Source organism: Verrucomicrobiia bacterium, assembly GCA_035577545.1.
Classification (GTDB): Bacteria; Verrucomicrobiota; Verrucomicrobiia; order Palsa-1439; family Palsa-1439; genus Palsa-1439.
In genome coordinates this window covers 85,141-104,308 of the sequence record DATLVI010000010.1, presented here as the reverse complement: position 1 = coordinate 104,308, position 19,168 = coordinate 85,141, and the positions used below count along the sequence as shown (strand labels likewise).

The window sequence follows — 19,168 nt, the reverse complement described above, 5'->3', positions numbered from 1 at the left end:
CAACGGTATGGTCAACGCGCAATCATTGGATTGATGAACCTGTGGGAACTGTGAAGGTCCTCTTCCTCACGCAAACCAGCGCGCTCGGCCCCTCCAGCCGCTACCGCGTTTATCAGTTACTGCCCTGGCTACAGAAACTTGGAGTCGAATGTGAAGTCTCTCCTGCAATTGACGATGCACTCTATCGCGGCCTCTATCTGGATTCGACCGAGCGCAGTTCTCGCTGGACGGCCTTCTCGGCCACCTGGCAACGACGTCGCACCGACCTGCAACATGTTGAGGACTTTGATGTGGTGTTCGTGCAAAAAGGCGTTTTCACAGGATTGTACTCCGGCTTCGAACGAAAGTTAGCCGCGCGCAAACCGGTTGTCTTCGATTTCGATGATGCGATCTGGCTGCCGCGCGTTGGCGGCTCGCGGGTGTTGCGCGCCTTACACCGCGAGTCCGCCGTGCAAGATATCCTGCGGCGCTCCGCAGCGGTTGTCGCAGGCAACAGTTATCTGGCCGACTACGCCACCCGCTTCAATCGCAAGGTGACTGTCGTCCCAAGTTCTATTGACCTTGCGGCTTATCGGCGTGCTGCCAACTCGAATGTAGTCGGCTGGATCGGCAGTCGTACCACGCTGCCCTACCTCAAGCCTTTGAAGCCGGTCTTCGAAACCCTGGGCATCAGACCCCGCATCATCGCATCTGGTGATCCAACCCAACTCGGCTTCGAGGTCGAGTTTCGCCCCTGGCGTCTGGAAACGGAAATGGAAGAATTGTCGCAGACCGGCATCGGGGTCGCGCCATTGCCGGATACACCCTGGGAACACGGTAAGTGCGGCGTGAAGATTCTTCAATACATGGCCTGCGGCATCCCCGTTGTCGCCTCGCCTGTCGGGGCGAATGTGAACATTGTTACCCACGGCGTGAATGGTTTTCTGGCAAAGAGCACCGAAGAATGGGTCACGCTGTTGCGCACGTTGATTGCCGACCCGGGCCTGCGTGAAAAATTGGGCGCCGCTGGCCGCGAGACCGTCGAGAAATATTTCACGGTTCAGCGCGCCGCTGAAACGGTCGCATCCGTGCTGCGCGATTTGGTCTGAAATGCCGCGACGGCCCAGGCGCACACCAAAGGCATTACCGGCAGGCTGAACCGCATATCGGCATAGCTCAACGCGTGAATCAGCATCACATACGCAATGAGCGCCAGCACCAGGACCGTTTCCGCCTCCCAGGGCCACCGCCGCCACAGGCCAATGCCCAACATCGCCAGATACGCGATCTGAATAGCAAACGAGATGACCTGTTCGCGCCGTGCCGCACTCAGGAACCAGAACCGTCCGCACTTGCGGACGAACATCCCCGCAGCTTGGAGGGGATTCCGCATGACCTGCTCCAGCGCGGCTACGTAGTAAACCCTATCAAGTTCGACTACAGATGCGTCGGGATGTTGCAATCGAATCTCTGCCACCGCGAGCATCCATACCGATTTCACGGGACCTTCCCAGAGGCCCAGCGTCGGTTGGTAATTCCCGATAAATGTCGTCATCCCCCCCTGCTCGGTCGCGACCGGGAGAAACGCTCCATTAGTGACCGTATAATTGCGCCACGTCCACGGAGCAACGACCACGACCATCGCGACGGCCAGGGCCGCGACACGCGAAAATGGCACACGATGCAGCAACGCGATGGCGAGAACCACCAGTGGCCATGCCAGAAACGTCGGCTTGCACAGATTTACAAGCGCAAGCAGTCCTCCTGCTGCCAGCCATTGCCAGAACTTCCCGCGACGTAGCGCCATCAACTGCATGAACACGTACGCCACCACCAGCAGCGTCAGCACCACTTCTTTATTGATGAAGGCGACGCGCCAAATCGCGAACGGGTACACCGCCCACAACGCCGCCGCCTTCCAATTGCGCCCAGCCAGGAGAAACACCAACCAGCAAGTCACGGTGTCCAGGAGCGACTGCAGGAATTTCACAACAGACGGCGAACCTGCCACTGCGACAAACATCGGATAGACAGGCCCCCTCGTGATGTCCGTGTACTGCCGGTCGCGGATGCTTTCGGCGATCACCCCGTAGCCGTCGCCATCCTCCCGCAGATGCCACCGTTGCTGCAGGATCGGGAATAAACAGAAAGCAAACACCAGGCGCGCAACGAGCGCGAGCAGGAGACAGATCCACAACGGTCGTAAGGCAAGTGCCCGCATTGAAAATGGTGGGCGTGACAGGACTCGAACCTGTGACCTTTCGGGTGTGATCCGAACGTTCTAGCCAACTGAACTACACGCCCTTACCAAAGTGTGCCGCAGACTACCAGCGCTCGCCGTGGTTTTCAAGTCTTGAGGAAAATAAGCGCGACAGGCTAAGCTCACTCCGGATGTTCACCACTTCGCAAATGAAACCGGGTTCCGTTCGCTGGTTCGCTCTCCTCGTGGCAATCACCGCCACCTCTCTTGCCGCGTTTTGGCTGCTACTCGGCCAGCGTTACTCCCCAGAGAACTACGAGGCGGCGCCCATGGTGCGAGACACCGTTGAATTCGCCTGGATCGGCGGCTCACTCGTTGCCGCTGTTTGCGGATTAGTTTTGTGGCTTCGCCGTCATGATGCCTGGCGGAGGTTGGCCTGCGGTGCGCTCCCTGTCGCGCTTGTTTCTCTTGCCATCCTCGCCAAGACGCTGCTGGGTGCGCAGGTTCGAATGTACGATATGTTCCTCTTTTGTGTCGCGTGCGGCTGGACGGCTCGCCTCTGGACGCCCACCCATTCCAGCTCCGACGCCCGGACAACGAGAATGCTTCGGACGGCAGTCTGGACTGCTGTGACGGCCCTCGCTGCCTGGCAGTTTTGGCAGCAGGTCCGTTATCTGAATGATTTGGCGCTTGGTTACGCCGATTGCGGTGAGAACGCGCGGCTGATGTTCAATTCAGTGACCAATCCACGGGAACTCTTTCTTCGCGTAAGCCCTCACAAGGTATTCCTCTATGATCACATGGAGATTGGCATCGTACCGTTCTTTCCCCTCTGGTTCCTCTGGCCTGACTTCAAGCTGACGATCCTGCTCCAGGTCATAGCTGTGTTCGGCGTGACAGTGCCCCTTTACTTCATCGGCAAACGAGCTTTTCGGGACGAGCCATCCGCGCTGCTGCTGGCGTTCTCGTGGGTGTTATACCCGATAACGTCACAGTTCGTTTACAGCGCATCTTATGGTTTCCGATGGGGCAATCTGTGTCTCCTGTTTTATTTCGTTGCCCTGGCCCTTTGGATCTACGAACGCCCCGGATGGGCGCTGGTCATAGCCATCTGGGCGATCCTGATCAAGGAAGAGGCCGCCATCATTGTGGGAATGTTCGGCTTGTATCTTGCCATCTTTGACCGACGCAAGATTATTGGAATCGCGCTGACGGTGGGCGCGTTTGGGTACTTCTTGCTGATGACTTCCGTTGTTCTCCCGGCCATCAGCGGCGCGGGGTATATCGGGACCAGGTTCTTTTATGATTTGGGCCACACGAAATGGGAGATCTTGCTGTCACCCCTGAACAAACCGGCTATCTTTTGGGGCCACCTTTTCGAACCGGCCACGCTCTACTTCGCAGCCGCGCTTCTGGCACCCTTGCTACTTCTTCCCTTGCGCAGGCCGGCCATACTCTTCACCGGGGCTCTGACTTTTGTCTTTTGTTGCCTGAATCCGATTTTCAAGAACATGTGCTTCCATTATCAGGCGGCCCTCTTACCCGTTGTCTTTTGGGCCCTGGTCTGCGCAATCCAGCGACCGGAAGATGTCACGCGCCGTCTCAGCATTCTTACCGGTGTGATCGTCTCGTGTGTCGTCACCTCGGTGTTCCTCGGCGCGCAACCCTGGAGCAAGCCCACATTAACTATCCACCGCTCACCGGGTCGGCTCGACTTAATTCAACGTTTCCGCGCGCAGATCGATCCGCATGGCTCGCTCTTCACCACGCAACGTGTCGGCGCTCACTTTGTCACGCAACGCTATCTTTATCTCGACCGTCCCGTGCCGCGCGGGATCGACCATGCGCTTCTCGACATGCGCGATTCCTGGCGCGGCGCGCTGGATAATCTCTATTGGCTGCAGGGATTGCGCAGCATCCAGCGTGAGGTCGAGGCCAATCCTCAACTCCATCTTGTGGCAGCAGAAGACGGCCTGCTCCTGTACTCGCGCGGCGGAGTTCGCCTCGACACGCGCAAACTTGTCGAGCACGACAGCCTGCCCGATGCCGCCAGGACGGCGAACTTGAAGTTGGGTAGTGGGGTCAGCCTTGTTGGGTTTACCGTATCGCCATTGCCACGGGCCCCTGGGGAGAGTCTGGATCGCGTGCGCGTGACTACCTACTCCACCGTCACAATGCCAACAAACGCCGACCTTGCGGTGCGCTGCGACGTCCACGCCGGCGGAGACCCGCAACACCCTGACAATTACGCCAGCGAGTTTCAGCCGTTGGGTCAGTGCATCTGGCCGATAGCGCGTTGGGAGACAAATAACCTCTACGCCGACGATTTCATCATCACGATGCCGTCGGGAGTCGCGGCGGAAATCTCAAGCGTCAGCTTTGAAGTGCTTCCGTTGGATTCCAGGAGCGTGGAATAAAGCTCACACCTTCCGCAGGGCCGTATCGCGTTTCCAATTCACGTTGTCGTGCTCCGGGTAATCAAGCGTGTAATGGAGGCCGCGCGATTCCTTGCGTTGCAGCGCGCTCTCAATTATCAGCTCCGCGACCAGCGCGAGGTTGCGCAACTCGATCAGGTCAGGCGTCACTTTGTAGTCCCAATAGAACTGGTTGATCTCGTGTTGCAGGTTCTGGATCCGGGCCCGCGCCCGCAACAGGCGTTTGTCAGTGCGCACGATACCGACGTAGTCCCACATGAGACGACGAATCTCCCCCCAGTTGTGGGTGATGACGACAAGCTCATCAGCGTCCGACACATCGCCGCTTTCCCACGGTGGCGGCGTAATGGGCGAGATTTCGATCGTCGCGTGTTGTCTGCGGACAACCCCGGCCGCCCGGTGTCCCACCACCAGCGCTTCCAGCAGGGAATTGCTTGCCAGCCGGTTGGCGCCGTGCAAACCCGTGCAGGCCACCTCCCCGGCCGCAAGCAGTCCAGTCAATTCCGTCTCGCCATCCACATTCGTCACCACACCGCCGCATTGGTAATGGGTCGCGGGCACGACCGGGAGCGGCTTCTTCGTCATGTCGTACCCGTATTCGAGGCATTTCGCGTAAATGTTCGGGAACCGCTTCTTCACAAACTCGGGATCTTTCTGTGTAATGTCCAGGGAAACGCAATCCGCGCCCGTCTTCTTCATCTCGGCGTCGATGGCCCGGGCCACGATGTCGCGCGGCGCAAGATCGGCCATGGGATGATAGTGTTGCATGAACGGCTCACCGTCCTGGCCGCGCAAGACCGCCCCTTCCCCGCGCACCGCTTCGCTGATGAGAAACGATTTCGCCTTTGGATCGTAAAGACACGTGGGATGGAATTGGATGAACTCCATGTCCGAAATGGTCGCCCCGGCGCGGTACGCCATGGCCACGCCGTCCCCACTCGCGATGTCGGGATTGGTCGTGTAGAGATACACCTTGCCGGAGCCGCCGGTCGCCAACAACGTGATCTTCGCAGCAAACACGTCGACGATACCCCGCTTCTTATCCAGCGCGTAGCACCCAAGGCACTGGTTCGGGCCACTGGCGCCCAGCTTCTGCGTCGTGATGAGGTCGACCGCCAGCGATTCCTCGAGAACGGTGATGTTCTGGTGTCGGGCCACCTGCGCCAGCAAGGCTCGCTCGATTTCGCGCCCGGTGATGTCGCCCGCGTGCAGGACACGACGCCGCGTGTGCCCACCCTCACGGCCGAGATCGTATTGACCGTGTGCGTTCTCCTTCTCCGTGAATTTCACGCCAAAATCAATTAACTCGCGCACCAGCGCCGGGCCTTCGCTGACAATTGTGCGGACCACGTCCTCCTTGCAGAGTCCGGCCCCCGCTTCGAGCGTGTCGCGCACATGCAACTCCAGCGAGTCATCCTTGGCCATGACCGCAGCGATGCCGCCCTGGGCGTAGTTCGTATTGCTGTCCGCGCGCTGCTTCTTGGTGATGATCGCCACCGTGCCGGCTTCCGCCACTTTCAAGGCGTAGGTCAGGCCCGCGATGCCGCTGCCGATAACCAGAAAATCGTATTTGCGTTGTGTGTTGTCCGCCATGACTTGCCCAAACTGAATCTATCGCCTACCTTGCGCATCATTATTACACATAAATGTCGTCGGAACAAAAATGAAACCTCGCTTTGAATTTATGTTTGATCGGGTTCAGTCTGACCCCGAGCGGCAGACCGCTTCGCCGCCCGTATCTTCGGACACGGAGTTTCTGGACGCCTATTCCCATGCCGTCGCGACAACAGCGGAAAAAGTAAGCCCCGCCGTCGTGAAAATCGATGTGGAACAACTTGGCCCGGGCGACCGGCTCGCTCGCGCCGGTAGCGGCTCGGGCTTTATCTTCACCCCGGACGGCTTCACGCTCACGAACAGCCACGTTGTGCATGATGCCGCTCGTTTGGAGGCCACGCTTACAGATGGCCGCACCGTGGACGCCACCCTGATCGGCGACGACCCGGATACCGACATTGCGGTGGTTCGCGTCGATGCACCCGACCTCTCACCGGTGACGCTGGGGAGTTCCAAGTCCTTGCGCGTCGGACAGGTGGCAATCGCCATCGGCAATCCGTACGGTTTCCAGTGCACTGTCACCGCGGGAATTGTCAGCGCGCTCGGGCGCTCGTTCCGCTCGCAATCAGGCCGTCTCATCGACAACATGATCCAAACCGACGCGGCGCTCAATCCCGGCAATTCCGGCGGGCCGCTCGTGAACTCGCGCGGCGAGGTCATTGGCGTAAACACCGCCGTGATTCTACCGGCGCAAGGATTGTGCTTCGCGGTTTCCGTGGACACGGCCAAATACGTCTTGAGCCATCTCATGCGCGACGGCGAAATCCATCGCGCCTATCTCGGCATCGCCGGCCAGAATATCGACCTGCATCGCCGACTAATGCGCTTCCATCAGCTGGCGAAGAATACCGGAGTCCTCATCATCTCGGTGGAGAAGGACAGCCCGGCTGCCGCCGCCAAATTGCAGGATGGTGATCTGATTGTCGCTCTCGAAGACCAGCCGATTGCGTCCGTCGATGACCTGCATCGTTTGTTGGGTGTCGACAAAATCGGCACGAAGAGCCGCTTGACGATTATCCGTCACTCGGAGAAGCTCGACGTCGAGATTGTCCCGCAAGATTCCAAACGCAGAGCTTGATGAAAGCGATCCGCGTCTACGAATTCGGCGGTCCGGACGTCATGAAGCTGGAGAATGTGCCCGACCCGAAGCCGGTCGCGGGACAGGTGTTGGTTCGGCTGCATGCTGTCGGCATAAACCCTGTGGATACCTATGTCCGCGCCGGCACGTATACGATCAAACCCACGCTGCCATTCACTCCCGGCTCCGACGGCGCAGGAGTCATCGAAGCTATTGGCGACGGCGTGAAACAATGGAAGCGCGGGGATCGTGTGTACATTTTCACGACTGCCAGTGGCATTCGTGAGGGCGCATACGCCCAATTCGCGCTCTGCACCGCGTCGCAGGTTCATTCTCTTGCCGACAACGCCACGTTTCCCCAAGGTGCGGCCATCGGCGTACCGTACAGCACTGCTTATCGCGCGCTTTTCCAAAAAGCACAGGCCGTCCACGGCGAAACCGTCTTTATTCACGGAGCCAGCGGTGGCGTGGGCATCGCCGCGGTGCAACTTGCCGTCGCACATGGCTTGCGCGTGATTGGCACTGCCAGCACTGAGCGCGGACAAGAATTGGTGAAGCAACAAGGCGCACAACACGTCCTTGACCATCATGCTCCGGACTATCTGGAAAAATTAACCACTCTCACTGATGGTCGCGGTCCGGAAGTGATCTTGGAGATGCTCGCCAACGTCAATCTCGGCAAGGACCTTGCCGTCCTTGCTCCCCATGGTCGCGTAGTGATCATTGGTAATCGCGGCACCATCGAGATCAACCCGCGCGCCGCCATGCAACGCGACGCGACGATCCTCAGCATGATGCTACCCAACGCCTCCGACACCGTACTCGCCAGCATCCACGCCGCACTGGTGGCCGGTTTGGCCACTGGCTCCCTGAAGCCGGTCATCAGTCAGGAACTCCCCCTGAAAGACGCGCCGCGCGCCCACGAATTGCTCATGCAACCGGGCGCCTATGGCAAAATCGTGCTGATTCCTTAAACTATTGCCGCCGCACACACCGGAATCCGCCGATGAAATTGGCTGTAGTGGAAGGCAATCCGAAACGATCGGCACAACGAAGGAAGCTGGCTTGACCGGTCCAGGAACCGTTGCGCTGGCAGCGGGTGGTTCCGTTTGTCGGTCCGCGTGGATCAGTGCTGCCCAAATATGGACTGCCCGCCGGAAACGGAGGCGCGGCATACCAGTCCCAACACCACTCCGCCGCGTTCCCCGACATATCGGTGAGTCCATAGCCGTTCGCGGCAAAGGAGCCGACCGGACTGGTAAAGGGTTGGACCCCGTTCGTAAAGGCGGCATTAAATCCGAATGGACCCAAATCATAAACCTGGTTCGTGAACGAGCGGTAGTTGGCCTGACTTTGGGAAATGGTATTGCCCCACGGAAACCGTTGACCGTTGACCCCGCCCCGCGCCGCTTTCTCCCACTCCGCTTCTGTCGGCAACCGATAGCCGCTATTGGTCCAATTTACATACGGCTCTATTTGCCCGGTCGTATAAACCTGCGTCAGCCCCGCATCGGTGAAATACACCGGCGCCAATCCCGCCAGTTGCGACCGCGCATTGCACCACTTTACCGTGTCATACCAGCCCACGGTCTGCACGGGATGATCCGCCGCCTTGCCCAAACCGACTTGCGTAAAACTATAACCATTGTTGGTGGCCCACGTGAACACCGATTGCCATTGGCTGTAGGTCACGAGATTCGCATCCATGTAAAATCCTGAGACGTTGACCGCGACGGTGGGAACGGCATCGGTCTCGTTATCCAGGTTATCCCCCATCGTGAATGTGCCCGCCGGAATCAACACCCCGCGAGCGACTCCGCGCACGCGATAAAACATGGGCACGCTCGCCGTGAACGAGCCGTTCGTATCCGTCATCACGGCAGCCAAACTCGTCCAATCCGTTTGCCATGGCCCCGACGCCGTCGATGCCCATTCCACGCTGGCCAAAGAGCCCTGCGCCAAATTGCTGCAGACCAACACCCCATTGCCGCCGAAGGAGGTCACGACCGGGTTCTGTGCCAGTGTCGAATGAACGCCGGCCAGCACGGCCAGCGCGATGAGCAGGGAGTTGAGTTTGGCTTGCATGTGTCCTTAAGATTGTTTTGACCCGACATTTCCCATACAACGTACCCCGCGACCATCACGGGACGTCGAGCGTCGCAGCCTTTCATTCTCTATTACCGCAGACAGCGCCCGCAAGCTTAATCCCGCCATCCCAAGCGATTCCTGGCCCGGGCGAGATTATTACTTACAGAATCAGATTATCGATCAGCCGCACCTTGCCGACGTGCGCGGCGATGAGCGCGATATTGCCGCGCTGGACATCGTTGACCGGTTCGAGTGATTCGGCGTCAACAATCTGGGCGTAATCGAGGCGGGCGGAAGGAGCCAGTTCCACGGCACGCGACATGGCGGTTTCGAGTTGGTGCACGTTGCGCTCGCCTTCGTTGAAGAGATCGTGTGCGATGCCGAGAGCTTTCCACAGCACGGTGGCTTCGGCACGCTCAGCTGTTGAAAGACGCTGATTGCGACTGCTGAGCGCCAGCCCGTCGGCCTCACGAACCGTCGGGACGGGGACAACTTCAATCGGGAAACGAAGATCGCGCACCATGCGCTGGACAACCTTCAGTTGCTGGTAATCCTTCTGGCCGAAAAGCGCGATGTCCGGCTGAACAATATTGAAAAGCTTCGCCACCACGGTGCATACGCCGCGAAAATGACCCGGCCGCCGCTCCCCCTCCAGCCGCCGCGCGAGCACGTTTTCTTCAACAAACTCGGTAGCTTGCACTCCCCCGGGATACATTTCGTCGTCCGATGGCGCAAAGACGGCATCCACCTTCTCACGCTCGCACAGTCGTGCATCGGCATCCAGATCGCGCGGATATTGTTTGAAGCCTTCCTGCGGCCCAAACTGTGTCGGGTTGACATACACACTGACCACGACCACCGCACCTTGCTCCCGTGCCTTCCGCATCAACGCCGCATGCCCCTCGTGCAGCGCCCCCATCGTCGGCACCAGCGCCACACGCCGCCCCGACCGCCTCACGACGATCGCCGCTGCCTGCATTTCTTGTGCGGTTTGGAGAAACTCCATGGTCGCGGGCAAAATAGCGCCCGCTGCGTATTGCGTCACGGACAAAATCAGCCGTGCATCCGTTGCACTTGGAATCGACTGCGGAATTGTGCTATCCACTCTGTTAGGTCATAAGATGCAACCAAACGAAATTGGCCGCAGTTACGACACCATTGCAAATGTCTGGCAGGAGCCTCACATCCAATCGAACGGAATTGCCCAGTTCGAGCGCGCGATCAAGTTCACGAAGATCCGTAACCATGCCCTGGATATTGGTTGTGGAAGTAGCGGACGCTTTTTCGACTTCTTACTCAAGCATGGGTTTCAAGTCGAAGGAATCGACATCTCGGAGAAGATGGTCGCGTTGGCCAGACAACGCCATCCGAATGTTCCACTTCACCAGGCGGACATCTGCACATGGAATCTCCCTCGAGAATATGACTTCATTTCGGCATGGGATAGCACGTGGCATCTCCCCCTTGAAAAGCAGGAACTCGTTCTACGGAAGATTTGTGAGGGACTGACCCAGAACGGCGTCTTTATCTTCACCACAGGAGGCCTTGATGAGCCTGGTGAGAAGTCTGACTCCTGCATGGGACCTCCGATGTATTACAGCGTTTTAGGCATACCAAAAACACTGGAACTGTTAACGCGGTTCGGCTGCATTTGCCGACATCTCGAGTATGACCAGTATCCCGAACAGCACCTCTACGTGATAGCGCAGAGGATCCAGCAGTAAGGCATGGTATCGGCACTGTTCACTCGTCAATACATATGGGTGGCCGTTCCGCTTCACCCCGGTTGACTTCCGAGGGGGTTATGTATAATCGTGCTGATATGACGGAATCGTATATTCAACAACTTTTCGCCGAGCGCATCGGGGGCAAGACGTTCGGCAAGAGCACGGCCATCTATAAATTTGAGAAGATCAAACGCGCCAAACGCGCGGCGCTGGACGCCCATCCACACGGCGAATTGATCGACCTCGGCGTCGGCGAGCCGGACGAAATGGCGTTTCCGCTCAGCGTGCGCGCGTTGAGCGAGGAAGTGCAGAAACCTGAAAACCGCGGCTATGCCGACAACGGTGGCCCCGAGTACCGCCGCGCCGCGGCGCAATGGATGGAACGCGTGTTCGGCGTGACGGGACTCGATCCCGAGTCGGAGATCACGCACAGCATCGGCAGCAAGGCCGCGTTGTCGCTTTTGCCGGCGACGTTGATCAACCCCGGCGACGTGGTGATCATGACGGTGCCGGGCTATCCGGTGTTCGGCACACACGCGCAGTGGTACGGCGGCGAGGTCCACAACCTGAAGCTGACCGCAGCGAACAACTTTCTTCCCGATCTGGACTCGATCCCGCACGAGGTACTCAAGCGCGCGAAGGCCATCGTCCTGAATTACCCAAACAATCCAACGGGCGCGAGCGCGACGGCGGAATTCTTCGCGCACACCGTTGACTTCGCGCAGAAAAACAAGCTCGTTATCATCTCCGACGCCGCGTATGGCGCTCTCGTGTTCGACGGCAAACCCCTGTCGATTCTGTCCGTCCCCGGTGCAAAGGACGTCGCCATCGAACTGCACTCAATGAGCAAGGCCTTCAATATGACCGGCTGGCGGCTCGGGTTTGTCTGCGGCAATCCCCGGCTCGTTGCCGCCTACAATAACGTGAAGGACAACAGTGACAGCGGCCAGTTCCTGGCGATCCAGAAGGCCTGCGCCGCGACGCTCGCGCATCCCGAAATTACCGCCAAAATCGCCGCCAAATACTCGCGCCGCATGGATTCGCTCGTCGCGTGCCTTCGCAAATATGGTTTCGACGCCACGAAACCGAGGGGTTCTTTCTTTCTCTACGTGCGCGCGCCGAAAGCGGTTGCGGACAGTGAAGGCAACCGCACCGCGTTCCTGTCCGCGGAAGACGTGTCGCAGTGGTTGATCACGCAGAAACTGATCTCGACCGTCCCCTGGGATGAGGCGGGGCCGTACTTGCGTTTCTCCGTGACCTTCGTGGCGAAAGGCGAAGCCGACGAGCGGCGCGTGGTCGGGGAAATCGACAAGCGGCTCGCGGGACTGAAGTTCGAGTTCTAGGGCTGATGAACCCGTCGCCCGCCAAATCCGATTCCACCTCTGACACAGTGAGCCTTTATGTGGAGGAGTTCCAGCGACGCTTTCGCGACTTCGAGCGCGCCCGCCAGGAGGAATTGCGGCACATGCGGCACGACTTCATCGTGCGCGCGATCGGTGATCATATTTTGCTCGGTGACAAGGTCAGTTACGATTGCATGTTGCAGGGCATGCTCAAGGAGGACGAGCGCGAACGGTTGGAGATCGATCCGCATTTCACCAGGGCGTGGCGCATCTTCGTCGATCTCTGCTGGCTGAAGCGTCAACTCCTTCGCGCCGCGCTGATCGTTGGGGGAATCGTCCTGGTTTTGCTGGCCACGCTGCTGTGTTTCTTCGCCCTGCCGTACGTCGCCGGTCCGGGCCACAAATAACGCTACTGGAAACTCTGCTCGGCGCCCGGGAACTTACCGGATTCAACATCGCGTTTGTACGCCGCAAACGCCTTGCGCATCTCTTCGGACAGGTTCGCATAACGCTTTACGTGCTTCGGTGTGAACCAGGTGAAGAGCCCGAGCATGTCATTGCTCACCAGGATTTGTCCGTCACAATGCGCCCCCCCGCCAATTCCAATCGTCGGCACGGCTACCGACTTTGTCACCTGCTCCACCACGCGGGTGACCGTCCCTTCGACGACCATCGCGAACACACCCGCTTTCTCCAGCACTTGGGCATCGCGCAACAGTCCCTCCGCCGATTGGGGTGTGCGACCTTGTATCTTGTAGCCGCCCGTTTCGAGGATGGATTGCGGCAGCAAACCAATGTGACCGAGTACCGGAATGCCGGACGCCACCAGCGCCCGGACCTGCTCGGCGATCGACTCGCCACCCTCCACCTTTACCGCTTCGGCGCCGGCTTGAATCAAGCGTCCGGCATTCTCCAGCGCCGTGCTCACGCTCGCATAACTCATAAACGGCATGTCCGCGACGACCAGGGCATTCGGCTTGGCGCGCGCCACGGCCTTCGTATGATGGATCATGTCGTCCATGGTCACGGGCAGCGTGTTCTCATACCCTAGTACTGCCATCCCCACCGAATCGCCAACGAGGATCAGGTGCACGCCAACCTCGTCCATGATTTTCGCGGTGAAGAAATCGTAGGCGGTCAGCGCCACGATCTTCTCGCCGTGTTGCTTCATCGACCGCAACGTATGGATGTTGATCTTATGCTCGTTCATGATGCGTTCACCAATCGTGCTGCACGAATTTAACCTCTCCGTCCCCGCCTCGCAACTCCCGCAAGAGCATCCGCACCGTCTTGCCCGTGCCTTTCACAATCATGTCCGGCTGGATCGTTGACAGCGGCAGCAACACAAACCGCCGCTCCGCCATACGCGGATGCGGCACCACCAGGTCTTTCTCCAGGATTTCCTTCTCGCCGAAGTAAAGAACGTCGATGTCGATCGTGCGCGCCGCATTCTTCGGCAGGTCGCGATCACGTCCGTGCGCGACCTCGTAGGCTTGGATCTTCTTCAGCAACGTCTTTGGCGCGCCGCCAAACTCGATTTCCAGCACAGTGTTTAGAAACTTCGGCGAATTCGGCGGACACCCCAATGGTTCCGTCTCGTACAACGGCGAGGCGACATGCCAGCCTTCGTTCGACAAGCTCAACAAGTACGCCTTGGCCTGCTGTAAGTGTTTCAGCCGGTCGCCGAGATTCGACCCAAGAGCCAGTCCGACTTTCATTGCTGTCCGTCGGAAACGGGAGCGCCTGGCTTGATAACAATCGCTCGTCCCATGATTGTCCACACGAGACCGGCTTCATGGCAAATCTCATCCAATAGTTGTTTCGAGGTGATGTTCTTCCGTCGCACGGTCACCTTGTGCGGTACGGGCGCAGGCGCAGCCGCAGGCACTCTGCGGGTCTCACCCGGTGCCGTCGTTTGCACCGTATATGTAACCGGGTACGAAATGACATGCGTGAACTTGAAGTGTTGCGGATGATAGGTGCGGCTCGTGTCGTCCCAAAACTTGAGCGCATCCTCGGCTTTCACGTTCTCCAGGTCGACGACCGGGATCACCGTTTGATTCATGGCCTTCCGTATTTCCTCGGCGCGCGGGCTGGACGACGGCTGTTCCGTTCGTCCCAGGTGCGAGCAGGACGAGAAAGCAGCCATCACTACGCAGCCGAGGATCAGTTCTCGTTTCATGGTTAGCGAAGTCCCAGCACGTCTTGCATGTCGTAGAGCCCGGGTTTCTGTTTGACAGCCCACTTCGCGGCGCGAAGCGCGCCGCGCGCGAACGACTCCCGACTGGCGGCGCGATGAGTCAATTCGAGGCGCTCCCCCGGCGTGCCAAAGGTGACCGTGTGATCGCCGACGACATCGCCGATGCGCAGCGCATGGGCGGGCGCATCTTTACCACGAACATGTTTCAAGATTTCCTGCAAGCGCTTCGCCGTGCCGCTGGGAGCGTCTTTTTTGGCGGTGTGATGAGTTTCGACGACCTCGACTTCCCATTCGTTGCCAACAATCTCCGCCGCCTTTTGCGTCAACCAAAACAACGCGTTCACGCCTGTGCTGTAATTCGCCGACCAAACGACAGGAATCGCCGTCGTCAACCCCCGCACGACCTTCTTTTCGTCGTCCCCATGGCCCGTGGTGCCGATCACCAGCGCCTTTTTGTGAGCGGCCGCCAACTTGGCGACCGTAGCGGTTGCCTCATGCACGGAAAAGTCGACCAGGACGTCCGCCCGTGAAATGACCGTCGCGAGGTCATCGCCTTGATCAACCTCAGCGACGAGGTGCAATTCGGGATCGTCCTGCACACACGAAATGAGTGCGCGTCCCATACGGCCCTTGGCGCCGCAGATGATGACCTTGATGGGGCTCACGCCTTCACCAAGCCGAGGGCTTGCAGCGTCTTCTTCAATTGAGCGCGATTTGCGTCACCCATGGGCACGAGGGGCAGCCGATACGTTTCTTCGCACAGGCCCATCATCGCCATGGCTGCTTTGAGCGGAACAGGATTCGTCTCAATAAAAAGATCTTTGAAGAGTGGAAATAGTTTCGCATGGATGCGACCCGCCCGCTCGAAGTCGCCCTTCAAGGCAGCGTGAGTCATTTCTGTCAACTCCCGCGGGATCATGTTGGAAACCACACTAATCACGCCAACCGCCCCAACGCTCATCATCGGCAGTGTCAGTGAATCGTCGCCCGAAAGGATGCAAAAATCGCGGTCAACCAGCCCGCGCAACTGACTGACGCGGTCCACAACGCCCGTCGCTTCTTTCAGCCCAACAATGTGTTTGGGCAAATCGCTTCGCAGTCGCGCAATCGTGTCGTTTGCGATGTCCACGCCGCAGCGTCCGGGAATGTTATAAAGGATGAGCGGGATGTCCGCCTGTTCCGCAATCGCGCGGAAGTGAGCGTAGAGTCCTGCCTGTGTCGGCTTGTTGTAATACGGCGCGACCTGCAGCGACGCGTCCGCGCCGACCTTCTTCGCGTATTGCGTCATAAAAACCGCCTCAGCGGTCGAGTTCGACCCCGTGCCGGCAATGACCGCGCACCGTTTCGCCGCAAACTTCACTACCAACTCGATAACGTGGTTGTGCTCCTCGTGGTCAAGCGTGGGCGATTCGCCGGTCGTCCCGCAGGGAACTAGGCCGTCGATGCCGGCGGCGATCTGCTGTTCGACAAGCTGCCGCAGCCGCGGCTCGTCGACCTTCCCGTCTTTGGTAAACGGCGTGATGAGTGCCGTATGGGTACCCGTAAACATAGCGGGGTTATCCTAGGGCAAGATGCGGGTTTTTCAAGTGCTAACCTGCTGCCGCAGCCCGGAGCACGTCGTGCGAGTGGTTTAACGCCGCGTCACTGCGACTAGACATAAACGATCGAGCCATTACGCCGTAGACTTCACCCCGCGAAATCTTGATGCGGTGTGCCGGACCAAGCGGGTTCTCAGTGCGCAATCGAGCCATGGTCATCAGCCCAATCCAGATCGGCCATACACACGCCAGCCGCAATCGGAGCTCAGATCGCGGAATTCGCATCGTGTATTGCCAGCCTGCGTCCAGATGCGCCAACGCCGTATCCAGCCAGTGTGCATAGACCGGACGAATCGTTTCAAAGTTCTTGGGGTCTAGCAACGCACTGGGCGCGCCCACGGGTAGATAGCAACGACCAATGCGCAGGTCTTTCGGGATGTCGCGAAGCACATTCACGAGTTGTAGTCCCTTCCCAAAACGCACTCCGAGTGCGCACATTTCCTCGGCTTTCCAGTCGTTCAATGCCGGTAGATGCGCCATGCACATCTTCGTCCAGAATTCCCCGACGCAACCGGCCACCATATATGTGTAGCGGTCCAGTTCTTCGTCGTTGGAGAGCGCCACCAACTCTTTCTCCGTCTCGCCGGGAAAGCGTTTGAGGTCGAAAATTTGGCCGCTGACAATAATCTTCAACAACTCCTGGATTCGACGACTATCCGCTTCATCAAACTGTCCCAGCGTGACAATGCAGTCTTCTAATCGTTCCAACAGTTGCCGTTCGCCATCAGAAGTTTGTTGTCCCGCGATGGCTCCCAACTCCGGCACATGCGACAAATTCTGAAGCTGTTGCAGCGCGAAAATGCGTTTCGCTCGCGGCACCGCTTTCGTGTCCGCGATCGTGTCGGTCGCCCGCGCCAACAGGTAGGCCAGCGAAACCTGCGGTCGAATCTCCGGCGGCAACACGCGCAACGTGAGATAGAAGGAACGCGACACGTCGCGCAGCAGTGGGCCGATCAGTTCAGTTTGCGTGGTACTCATCTGCGATTGCGCGCCACGATAAGCCTGCGCGATTCATGCTGCAAGACAACAAGACAACCTTGTGATTTCGCCCGCGGTGCCCGATAATTAACTCATGCCGATTCGAATGACCATTCGCGTATGTTGCTGTCTGCTTCTCGTTTCCTTCGCGGCAAACGCCTTAGCCGATTCCCCGACCATTACGCGCGACCCGAAGTACCCGGCATATTGGTGGACGCCAGTCTCGAAGGAAGGCGCTCCTGCGTGGGAAATCCTGCCGCAAGAAGCCGGGCCCGGCGAAGTGATTCTGTCAAAGCGCAACGAGCTTGGGCTGCTTTCCAATTTCGCGGCGACTCCGTTTGAATTTCATGGCAAGCGCTACGCCAGCCTCGAGGGATTCTGGCAGATGATGAAGTATCCCGAGGACACCAACGACCTGCGCGCAACATTTCCGGGGTTGGAATGGAAACTGACACGCGAACAGGTTGCGCAACTCACCGCGTTCGATGCCAAGCACGCCGGCTCGGTGGCTGACGCAAACATGAAGAAAATGGGCATCACGTGGGTCACGTTCGAAGGCAAGCGCATCGAACCCCGTTCCACCACATCAGACGAGTATTACAAACTCATTGTCGAAGCGACGCGCGCAAAAGTCGCGCAGAATCCCGAAGTACAGAAGGTGTTGCTCGCCACGGGCGATCTCGTGTTGAAACCCGATCACCACCAGGAACCCGACGCTGCCCCCGCGTGGCGCTACTACGAAATCCTCACAACCATCCGCACCGAGCTACAGAAGAAGCAGGAACCCATTACTCCCGCTGGAACGTCCCCACTAACTCCGCTTCCGCGATGATGTGGCCCTTCATCGCTGCTTCGAGCTGCTGACGAGTCGCACGGGATGCCAGTTTTAGTTCCACGTCGAGGGCGTATAGTCGGAAGTGATAATGATGCGCGCCGTGACCGCGCGGCGGACACGGCCCACCATAGCCGACCTTCCCGAAATCATTCATCCCCTGCGCCGCAAACCACGTCTTGGCTCCGGACGGGTTGACCATGAGCCGCGTTCCCACAGCATCGATCTTGGACGTATTCTCCGGCAATTCGGAAGTGTCCATGTCATAGATCAACCAATGCACCCACGTACCGCCGGGCGCATCGGTATCGTCCGCGATCAACGCGAAGCTCTTTGTGCCGGCAGGCGCCCCTTCCCACTTCAACGCAGGTGACACATCCTCGCCACCGCACGTATGTTTGACCGGTATCGGTTGGTTGTTGCGAAAACTCGGACTCGTCAAAGTTAATTGTGGCACAGTTGCCTCCTTGCCCTGCGCGTGCGCCCGAGCGTATGCGCTCAATAATATCATTACAACGCAGATGCTGGTTCTCATCGTGTCCTCCGTCACATATATTTTCCACGGAACCGGCGCACGACGCAAGTTCTGCTTGCAAATCGACCAGAAATCCATATACTACGTACAGCATCAGGAATGACCTCGATATGGATCGGGGCCTGCCAACCGAGGCGGGAGCGCCTACGGTGGCTTGCTCAGGGCAGTCAGCCTTGAACGATGTGCGAGCGGCAAATGGCCGTTCGAACAATCAGCTCCGCGCAACCGCGCTTCGCTTGATGCGAGTCGCGGTTTTTGTTTGTCCTGATGCGTGAACCGAAAGGAATACGCATCATGTCAGTAACAGCTACACAGCCAACAGTCACAACCGTCCGTTCCGAAATCTCCGCAATTCGTCAACCGCAACAGACTGGCCCAAGGCGCGACGCAACATCGCTTAGTGCCGCTTTCGCGGAGCAACCAACCCCGCGCCGACTGGACGAATGGGCGGCGGCACTGGATTTCCCGTTGGATTTCCAGATTTAATCACACATCAACGCAGGCCGGGCTGTCGCTTGTCATGCGGCAGCCCGGCTGCTAATGTATCGCCCTTGATTTTCA

General features: G+C 58.6%; 20 protein-coding genes and 1 tRNA gene. 9 read left to right on the top strand and 12 right to left on the bottom strand.

All coding sequences use genetic code 11. The annotated features are described in order from the left end of the window. The first annotated feature begins 50 nt into the window (after positions 1 to 50). On the top strand, positions 51 to 1,088 hold the full coding sequence (locus tag VNL17_03510; GenBank protein ID HXI83140.1) for a glycosyltransferase family 4 protein: 1,038 nt from the start codon (positions 51 to 53) through the stop codon (positions 1,086 to 1,088). On the opposite strand, the gene VNL17_03505 is transcribed toward VNL17_03510, so the two are convergent. Continuing rightward, complete coding sequence (locus VNL17_03505) at positions 1,040 to 2,200, bottom strand: hypothetical protein (protein HXI83139.1); 1,161 nt, start codon at positions 2,198 to 2,200, stop codon at positions 1,040 to 1,042. The two genes, VNL17_03510 and VNL17_03505, sit on opposite strands and share 49 nt — an antisense overlap. 6 nt (positions 2,201 to 2,206) lie before the next feature. Continuing rightward, positions 2,207 to 2,283: transfer RNA gene (locus tag VNL17_03500), tRNA-Val, on the bottom strand. Positions 2,284 to 2,388: 105 nt separating this feature from the next. On the opposite strand from VNL17_03500, the gene VNL17_03495 reads away from it, so the two are divergent. Then, positions 2,389 to 4,596, top strand: coding sequence for a DUF2079 domain-containing protein (locus VNL17_03495; GenBank protein HXI83138.1), 2,208 nt, complete (start codon positions 2,389 to 2,391; stop codon positions 4,594 to 4,596). A gap of 3 nt (positions 4,597 to 4,599) precedes the next feature. Here VNL17_03495 and nadB read toward each other — a convergent pair whose 3' ends face one another. Next, a complete protein-coding gene (nadB, locus tag VNL17_03490) occupies positions 4,600 to 6,207 on the bottom strand; it encodes an L-aspartate oxidase (protein ID HXI83137.1) in 1,608 nt (535 codons plus the stop codon). 70 nt (positions 6,208 to 6,277) lie between these two features. Between nadB and VNL17_03485 the strand changes: the two genes are divergently transcribed. Beyond that, complete coding sequence (locus VNL17_03485) at positions 6,278 to 7,306, top strand: trypsin-like peptidase domain-containing protein (GenBank protein HXI83136.1); 1,029 nt, start codon at positions 6,278 to 6,280, stop codon at positions 7,304 to 7,306. Beyond that, positions 7,306 to 8,280, top strand: coding sequence for an NADPH:quinone reductase (locus VNL17_03480; protein ID HXI83135.1), 975 nt, complete (start codon positions 7,306 to 7,308; stop codon positions 8,278 to 8,280). The genes VNL17_03485 and VNL17_03480 overlap by 1 nt, the downstream gene beginning before the upstream one ends. 1 nt (position 8,281) lies before the next feature. Here VNL17_03480 and VNL17_03475 read toward each other — a convergent pair whose 3' ends face one another. Then, positions 8,282 to 9,391 carry an SUMF1/EgtB/PvdO family nonheme iron enzyme gene (locus VNL17_03475; protein ID HXI83134.1) on the bottom strand — a complete coding sequence of 370 codons (1,110 nt, stop codon included), beginning with the start codon at positions 9,389 to 9,391 and terminating at the stop codon, positions 8,282 to 8,284. A gap of 163 nt (positions 9,392 to 9,554) precedes the next feature. Continuing rightward, entirely contained in the window at positions 9,555 to 10,400 is an 846-nt protein-coding gene (gene panC / locus VNL17_03470) for a pantoate--beta-alanine ligase (GenBank protein ID HXI83133.1), read from the bottom strand. Here panC and VNL17_03465 point away from each other — a divergent pair. The 3 genes from VNL17_03465 to VNL17_03455 all read left to right on the top strand — a co-directional run bounded on the left by VNL17_03465 (position 10,399) and on the right by VNL17_03455 (position 12,871). Next, complete coding sequence (locus VNL17_03465; GenBank protein ID HXI83132.1) at positions 10,399 to 11,118, top strand: class I SAM-dependent methyltransferase; 720 nt, start codon at positions 10,399 to 10,401, stop codon at positions 11,116 to 11,118. The genes panC and VNL17_03465 overlap by 2 nt on opposite strands. Positions 11,119 to 11,198: 80 nt before the next feature. Beyond that, complete coding sequence (locus VNL17_03460) at positions 11,199 to 12,464, top strand: LL-diaminopimelate aminotransferase (protein ID HXI83131.1); 1,266 nt, start codon at positions 11,199 to 11,201, stop codon at positions 12,462 to 12,464. 5 nt (positions 12,465 to 12,469) lie between these two features. Further along, positions 12,470 to 12,871 (top strand): hypothetical protein, encoded by a 402-nt coding sequence (locus tag VNL17_03455; GenBank protein HXI83130.1) that lies wholly within the window; start codon positions 12,470 to 12,472, stop codon positions 12,869 to 12,871. Positions 12,872 to 12,873: 2 nt separating this feature from the next. Here VNL17_03455 and panB read toward each other — a convergent pair whose 3' ends face one another. From panB to VNL17_03425, 6 genes are read right to left on the bottom strand one after another with little or no spacing between them, the layout of a single operon-like run. Next, the gene (gene panB, locus VNL17_03450; GenBank protein HXI83129.1) at positions 12,874 to 13,674 is read right to left on the bottom strand and encodes a 3-methyl-2-oxobutanoate hydroxymethyltransferase; all 801 of its coding nucleotides are present in this window, start codon (positions 13,672 to 13,674) and stop codon (positions 12,874 to 12,876) included. A 7-nt stretch (positions 13,675 to 13,681) separates the two neighbouring features. Continuing rightward, positions 13,682 to 14,182: a 2-amino-4-hydroxy-6-hydroxymethyldihydropteridine diphosphokinase gene (gene folK / locus VNL17_03445; GenBank protein HXI83128.1), complete on the bottom strand. Its 501-nt coding sequence runs from the start codon at positions 14,180 to 14,182 to the stop codon at positions 13,682 to 13,684. Beyond that, positions 14,179 to 14,646 carry a hypothetical protein gene (locus VNL17_03440; protein HXI83127.1) on the bottom strand — a complete coding sequence of 156 codons (468 nt, stop codon included), beginning with the start codon at positions 14,644 to 14,646 and terminating at the stop codon, positions 14,179 to 14,181. The genes folK and VNL17_03440 overlap by 4 nt, the downstream gene beginning before the upstream one ends. Before the next feature lie 2 nt (positions 14,647 to 14,648). Then, positions 14,649 to 15,329: a dihydrodipicolinate reductase C-terminal domain-containing protein gene (locus VNL17_03435; GenBank protein HXI83126.1), complete on the bottom strand. Its 681-nt coding sequence runs from the start codon at positions 15,327 to 15,329 to the stop codon at positions 14,649 to 14,651. After that, a complete protein-coding gene (gene dapA, locus VNL17_03430; protein HXI83125.1) occupies positions 15,326 to 16,213 on the bottom strand; it encodes a 4-hydroxy-tetrahydrodipicolinate synthase in 888 nt (295 codons plus the stop codon). Before dapA ends, VNL17_03435 begins: the two co-directional genes overlap by 4 nt. A gap of 40 nt (positions 16,214 to 16,253) precedes the next feature. Beyond that, a complete protein-coding gene (locus VNL17_03425; protein HXI83124.1) occupies positions 16,254 to 17,240 on the bottom strand; it encodes a phytoene/squalene synthase family protein in 987 nt (328 codons plus the stop codon). A gap of 106 nt (positions 17,241 to 17,346) precedes the next feature. Here VNL17_03425 and VNL17_03420 point away from each other — a divergent pair, with 106 nt between their 5' ends. After that, complete coding sequence (locus VNL17_03420) at positions 17,347 to 18,072, top strand: NADAR family protein (GenBank protein HXI83123.1); 726 nt, start codon at positions 17,347 to 17,349, stop codon at positions 18,070 to 18,072. Here VNL17_03420 and VNL17_03415 read toward each other — a convergent pair. Then, a complete protein-coding gene (locus VNL17_03415) occupies positions 18,029 to 18,529 on the bottom strand; it encodes a YbhB/YbcL family Raf kinase inhibitor-like protein (protein ID HXI83122.1) in 501 nt (166 codons plus the stop codon). The genes VNL17_03420 and VNL17_03415 overlap by 44 nt on opposite strands. A 372-nt stretch (positions 18,530 to 18,901) precedes the next feature. Here VNL17_03415 and VNL17_03410 point away from each other — a divergent pair, with 372 nt between their 5' ends. After that, entirely contained in the window at positions 18,902 to 19,093 is a 192-nt protein-coding gene (locus tag VNL17_03410) for a hypothetical protein (GenBank protein HXI83121.1), read from the top strand. Positions 19,094 to 19,168 lie beyond the last annotated feature (75 nt).

Coding starts and splice junctions, on each gene's coding strand:
- VNL17_03505 (HXI83139.1), bottom strand. CDS start 2,200: ATGCGGGCACTTGCCTTACGACCGTTGTGGATCTGTCTCCTGCTCGCG.
- VNL17_03495 (HXI83138.1), top strand. CDS start 2,389: ATGAAACCGGGTTCCGTTCGCTGGTTCGCTCTCCTCGTGGCAATCACC.
- nadB (HXI83137.1), bottom strand. CDS start 6,207: ATGGCGGACAACACACAACGCAAATACGATTTTCTGGTTATCGGCAGC.
- VNL17_03485 (HXI83136.1), top strand. CDS start 6,278: ATGAAACCTCGCTTTGAATTTATGTTTGATCGGGTTCAGTCTGACCCC.
- VNL17_03480 (HXI83135.1), top strand. CDS start 7,306: ATGAAAGCGATCCGCGTCTACGAATTCGGCGGTCCGGACGTCATGAAG.
- VNL17_03475 (HXI83134.1), bottom strand. CDS start 9,391: ATGCAAGCCAAACTCAACTCCCTGCTCATCGCGCTGGCCGTGCTGGCC.
- VNL17_03465 (HXI83132.1), top strand. CDS start 10,399: ATGGTCGCGGGCAAAATAGCGCCCGCTGCGTATTGCGTCACGGACAAA.
- panC (HXI83133.1), bottom strand. CDS start 10,400: ATGGAGTTTCTCCAAACCGCACAAGAAATGCAGGCAGCGGCGATCGTC.
- VNL17_03460 (HXI83131.1), top strand. CDS start 11,199: ATGTATAATCGTGCTGATATGACGGAATCGTATATTCAACAACTTTTC.
- VNL17_03455 (HXI83130.1), top strand. CDS start 12,470: ATGAACCCGTCGCCCGCCAAATCCGATTCCACCTCTGACACAGTGAGC.
- panB (HXI83129.1), bottom strand. CDS start 13,674: ATGAACGAGCATAAGATCAACATCCATACGTTGCGGTCGATGAAGCAA.
- folK (HXI83128.1), bottom strand. CDS start 14,182: ATGAAAGTCGGACTGGCTCTTGGGTCGAATCTCGGCGACCGGCTGAAA.
- VNL17_03440 (HXI83127.1), bottom strand. CDS start 14,646: ATGAAACGAGAACTGATCCTCGGCTGCGTAGTGATGGCTGCTTTCTCG.
- dapA (HXI83125.1), bottom strand. CDS start 16,213: ATGTTTACGGGTACCCATACGGCACTCATCACGCCGTTTACCAAAGAC.
- VNL17_03425 (HXI83124.1), bottom strand. CDS start 17,240: ATGAGTACCACGCAAACTGAACTGATCGGCCCACTGCTGCGCGACGTG.
- VNL17_03420 (HXI83123.1), top strand. CDS start 17,347: ATGACCATTCGCGTATGTTGCTGTCTGCTTCTCGTTTCCTTCGCGGCA.
- VNL17_03410 (HXI83121.1), top strand. CDS start 18,902: ATGTCAGTAACAGCTACACAGCCAACAGTCACAACCGTCCGTTCCGAA.